The sequence below is a fragment of the Sphingorhabdus sp. genome (assembly GCF_029865925.1).
Classification (GTDB): Bacteria; Pseudomonadota; Alphaproteobacteria; order Sphingomonadales; family Sphingomonadaceae; genus Sphingorhabdus_B.
In genome coordinates this window covers 1-5,000 of sequence record NZ_JARXAI010000035.1, presented here as the reverse complement: position 1 = coordinate 5,000, position 5,000 = coordinate 1, and the positions used below count along the sequence as shown (strand labels likewise).

Here is a 5,000-nt window from a genome sequence, read left to right as displayed (position 1 = left end):
CAGACCAAGGCGTGGGCATGCTGCGGTTGGACTATTCGGGCTGCGGCGAAAGCGAAGGTGCCTTCGAAGACGGCAGGCTGGATAGCTGGCGTGACGATGTGCTGACGGTGATTGCGCAAGCCGGCATTGGCCCATTGATCTTGATTGGCTCGTCAATGGGCGGGTGGTTGATGTTGTTGGTCGCTGAAGCACTTGGCAAACAAGTCACCGCGATGGTTGGCATCGCCGCCGCACCCGATTTTACCGACTGGGATTTCAACGCTGCCGACCGCGCGACTATCGCCGCCACTGGCCGCATCGAACGTCCAAGCGATTACGGCTATGAACCCATGGTCATCACGCAAGGTTTTTGGCAATCGGGACAGAGCAACCTGCGGCTGACCCGCATGGTCGAAATCGACTGCCCCGTGCGGTTGATGCAAGGACAATGCGACCCCGACGTGCCGTGGGAAACGTCTATAAAGCTGGCACAGTTACTTCGTTCATCCGATGTGCAGACGATATTGTTAAAAGACGGCGATCACCGGCTTTCCCGCGATCAGGATATTGCCCTGCTGATCGACACGGTGGCAAAGCTGCCCTGCTGACTTTTTTCCGGAGCTTTTATGTCAAAATTTCTGCCGATATTGCTGCTCTGCGCGGCGCCCGCCATCGCGCAGCCTTTGCCGACATTGGATGAGGTCCAGTTTCAAGAATGCCTGAAGCTGGCAAGCAAAGACCCCGCATCTGCGGTTTCGGATGCCAGCTTATGGACGCAGAAAAAGGGCGGCTATCTGGCGCGGGCCTGCCATGGTTTTGCGCTCGCAACGGATTTCAAATTTGATCTTGCTGTGCCGATATTGACCGAGGCGGCAACCATGGCGCAGGAAAAGGGGGATCCACGTGCCGCGCGTTTTTGGGCGCAGGCGGGTAACGCCGCGATTGCTGCGGGCCAGCCAGACGTAGCAGTGGACGCTCTGGCAAAGGCCCTTGCATCCAAAAGCCTGAACAATGCGGAACGTGCCGATAGCGAGGTCGACCGTGCCCGCGCGTTGGTAGCATTGGGCAAAAGCGCCGAGGGCGAAGCCGCCTTGGCGACCGCACGGCAGTTGGCGCCCGAAAATGGATCTGCGTGGTTGCTATCGGCGACCTTGGCCCGGCGATTAAACAAGCTGCCCGATGCGCTGACATATATTCAAACCTCCGCCGCGTTACGACCGCGCGATCCGGCCGTTGCACTGGAAGCAGGCAATATCGCCATTGTCGAAGGCGACGACGCAACTGCACGCAAGCAATGGGAGCAAACGATTGCGATTGCGCCAGATAGCCGGCAGGCCGTATCCGCTAAGGCGCAGCTCGCAGCATTAGCGGCGGTAACGGCCACCCCAGAGACTGAGCCGCAATCCAGATAAGCTGTGTTGGGCGTTCGGTAAGGCCGTCACCTCTTGCGCGGTTAGCGGTCAAGGTTCATGGCTATGTCTGGAACACCGCGCTTTTGTGAATGGAATGAAAATGCCCACCAGCTATCTTCACACTATGATCCGTATCACCGACCCGGATGCCACGGTCGCATTTTTCAAGCTGATTGGGCTGGAGGAAGTCCGGCGCTTTGACAGCGAGGCGGGACGCTTTACGCTGATCTTCCTTGCGGCGCCCGGCCAAACGAATGTTGCCGAGGTGGAATTGACGCATAACTGGTCCCCTGCCGACGGCAGCGCGCCCGAGATATATGACGGTGGACGGAATTTTGGCCATTTGGCCTATCGCGTGGATGACATTTACGCGACGTGCCAGCGGTTGATGGATGCAGGCGTGACTATCAACCGGCCCCCACGCGACGGTCATATGGCGTTTGTCCGAACGCCCGACGGCATTTCGATTGAGTTGCTGCAAGACGGCAATCTCGCGCCTGTCGAACCTTGGGCCAGCATGCCCAATATAGGCGCATGGTAACATGCTCGAGGTTGTTCGGGTTCCAGTGCTGTCGGACAATTATGTCTGGTTGGTCCATGACGCGCAAAGCGGGGAAACCTTGGTGGTCGATCCGGCCATTGCCGCGCCCGTTCTGGCCGCTGCAGAGGCGCGGGGGTGGACGATAACGCAGATTTGGAACACGCATTGGCACCCTGACCATGTCGGCGGCAATGCGGAGATTAAGGCCGCGACGGGATGTATCATCACGGGGCCTGCGGCAGAAGCCGAACGCATTCCTACGCTGGATGTGCACGTGCGCGACGGGGATGTGGTGCAACTGGGCGACGTGCGGGCAACCGTCATCGACGTTCCTGCCCATACGGCAGGACATATTGCGTATCATTTCGCCACCGAACACGCTGCCTTTGTCGGCGACACATTATTTGCGATGGGCTGTGGCCGCTTGTTTGAAGGCACTGCCGCGCAGATGTATGACAATATGCGCAAGCTTGAGGCTTTGGGTGACAGCACCGCCATCTATTGTGCGCACGAATATACGCTCAGCAACGCGCGATTTGCGGTGACGGTGGAGCCGGACAATGCCGATCTGACGCGTCGCTTTGCTGACGTGGTCGCTGCGCGCGAACGCGGAGAAGCGACGGTTCCGACCACAATTGCCCTGGAACGCGCAACCAACCCGTTCATGCGGGCGGTATCGGTTGAAGAACTTGCCGTACGGCGGGCCGCCAAGGATGCCGCCTGAGGCTTAGAGTTAGGGCCTAATGAAAATCGCGTGACTTGGGCAAAAGGCGCACATCGCGCGGATGGCCATGGCGGGGATAGACAGGCTGGGCAAACTCGTCTGACCGGCTGAATGGGACGTTAACGTCATGATCATGCGACAGGCGTTCAAGCTCATGCGAGCGGTCCGTTATATGTGTCGCCATGAGGTGCACCACGCCTTCCTTGCTGCGTTGCACCTCGCCTTCGATCACCATTAACCGCGATGCCATAACGGCGCGCCGTTGCCGTTCGAACAGCCGCGACCACAGTAAAGCATTGGTGACGCCGGTTTCATCCTCAATCGTGATGAAAATGGCATTGCCCTTCCCCGGCCGTTGCCGCGTCAGCACAGCCCCAGCGGTTTTAACCCGCGCACCATGTTTCGCCGCATCGGTTTGCGCGCAGGTCAATATGCCCTCGGCCGCAAACATGTCGCGCAGAAACTCCATCGGGTGTCCCTTCAACGACATCCGCGTCATTTGGTAATCCGCCGCAACATGTTCGCTGACGGGCATCACCGGCAGGGCTATTTCTGGTTCCTGTGCCAATTCGCGCGCATCGGCGGCTGCGAATAAAGGCAGCTCATCAGACGGTGTGCGCCGTGCCTCCCACCCGCCCGCACGCCGGTCAAGATTAAGCGAGCGCAAGGCATCGGCATCCGCCAGCAAATGCAAGGCGCGCGCTGGCAATTTGGCCTTGCGTGCCAACTCTTCCAGCGAAGTAAAGGGTCGTGCGGCCGCAATCGCCACCGCCCAATCCTTGTGAAACCCGCCGATTTGCCGCAGGCCAAGCCGCAAGGCACTCGCCTCGATTTCATTATCCCAAGCGCTGAAATTCACATCAATCGCGCGGACATCAACCTGATGATTGCGCGCATCCTGCACAAGCTGCGCTGGCGCATAAAAACCCATGGGCTGCGAATTCAACAATGCAGCCGTAAAAATCGCCGGATGATGGCATTTCAGCCATGATGATATGTAGACCAGATGGGCAAAGGCCTGCGCATGGCTTTCGGGAAAGCCATAGCTGCCAAAGCCCTCAATCTGTTTGTAGCAGCGTTCGGCAAAATCCTGCTGATATCCGCGCTGCACCATGCCGTTGATCATCTTGTCCTTATATTCGGGCATAGTGCCTGAATTGCGGAAGGTTGCCATCGCACGGCGTAAACCATTGGCCTCGTCGGGTGTAAATGCGGCGGCGACCATCGCCAGCTTCATCGCCTGTTCCTGAAACAAGGGGACGCCACATGTGCGGTACAAGATATCGTGCAGTTCATTGGGGTCATGCGGCGGTGCGGGGGAGGGATATTCGACCTTCTCCTCTTTATTGCGTCGGCGCAGATAGGGGTGGACCATGTCGCCCTCAATCGGGCCGGGGCGCACAATCGCGATCTGGATGACAAGGTCGTAAAATGTCTTGGGCTTAAGACGCGGCAGCATGTTGATTTGCGCGCGGCTTTCGACCTGAAAGGTGCCGATGCTGTCGCCATTTTGCAGCATCGCATAGACCGCCGGGTCTTCGGTCGGAACGCTGTCCAAGCTATAATCGCCGCCGCCTGTCTGCCGCAGCATTTCGAAGCTTTTGCGAATGCAGGTAAGCATGCCCAATGCCAATATATCGACCTTCAAAAGGTTCAGCGCGTCGATATCGTCCTTGTCCCATTCGATAAAGGTCCGGTCCGCCATGGCGCCATTGTGGATCGGCACGGTTTCATCAAGCCGGTTTTCGGTCAGGACATAACCGCCGACATGTTGCGACAAATGACGTGGAAAATCGAGCAGCTGGCCGACAAAGACATGCAGCCTGGCGATGTGCGGATTGTCTGGGTCAAACCCCGCCTCAATCAACCGCGCCTCGGGCAAGTCCCTGCCGAAGCTGCCCCATACTGTTCCCGCCAGCCGCGCGGTGACATCTTCGGTCAGGCCAATGGCTTTACCAACCTCACGCACGGTGCTGCGCGGGCGATAGTGGATGACCGTTGCGGCAATGCCTGCGCGGTGTCGCTTAAACCGGCGATAGACATATTGCATCACCTCTTCGCGCCGTTCATGTTCGAAATCGACGTCGATATCGGGTGGCTCATCGCGCTCTTCGGATAGAAAGCGCGAGAACAATAAATTGTTCGCCACAGGGTCAACCGATGTGATGCCCAACAAGTAGCAAATCACCGAATTGGCGGCGGAGCCACGGCCTTGACATAAGATCGGCGGGTCTTGCGATCGGGCGAACTGGACGATGTCATGCACCGTCAGGAAATAGCAGGCATAATTTTTCTGGCGCACTAAGGTGAATTCTTCGTCCAGCGCGCGGACCCATTTGGGGGG

5 protein-coding genes (1 of these 5 running past the window's edge) are annotated in these 5,000 nt (G+C 58.2%); 4 read left to right on the top strand and 1 reads right to left on the bottom strand.

The genetic code is table 11. The features are described 5' to 3' along the window. The 4 genes from QE270_RS03550 to gloB form a co-directional block, all read left to right on the top strand. Positions 1–587: the 3' portion of an alpha/beta hydrolase gene (locus tag QE270_RS03550; protein ID WP_300035270.1), read on the top strand. Its footprint begins 160 nt before the window's first position; 587 of the gene's 747 nt are visible here — the last part of the coding sequence; its start codon lies beyond the left edge, outside the window; it ends in the stop codon at positions 585–587. 18 nt (positions 588–605) lie between these two features. After that, positions 606–1,391 carry a tetratricopeptide repeat protein gene (locus QE270_RS03545; RefSeq protein ID WP_300035265.1) on the top strand — a complete coding sequence of 262 codons (786 nt, stop codon included), beginning with the start codon at positions 606–608 and terminating at the stop codon, positions 1,389–1,391. Positions 1,392–1,491: 100 nt separating this feature from the next. Beyond that, entirely contained in the window at positions 1,492–1,932 is a 441-nt protein-coding gene (locus QE270_RS03540; RefSeq protein ID WP_300035262.1) for a VOC family protein, read from the top strand. 1 nt (position 1,933) lies between these two features. Then, positions 1,934–2,656, top strand: coding sequence for a hydroxyacylglutathione hydrolase (gene gloB, locus QE270_RS03535; protein ID WP_300035259.1), 723 nt, complete (start codon positions 1,934–1,936; stop codon positions 2,654–2,656). A 16-nt stretch (positions 2,657–2,672) separates the two neighbouring features. Here gloB and QE270_RS03530 read toward each other — a convergent pair. Continuing rightward, on the bottom strand, positions 2,673–5,000 hold a 2,328-nt coding region (locus QE270_RS03530; protein ID WP_300035256.1), incomplete at its 5' end, for an error-prone DNA polymerase.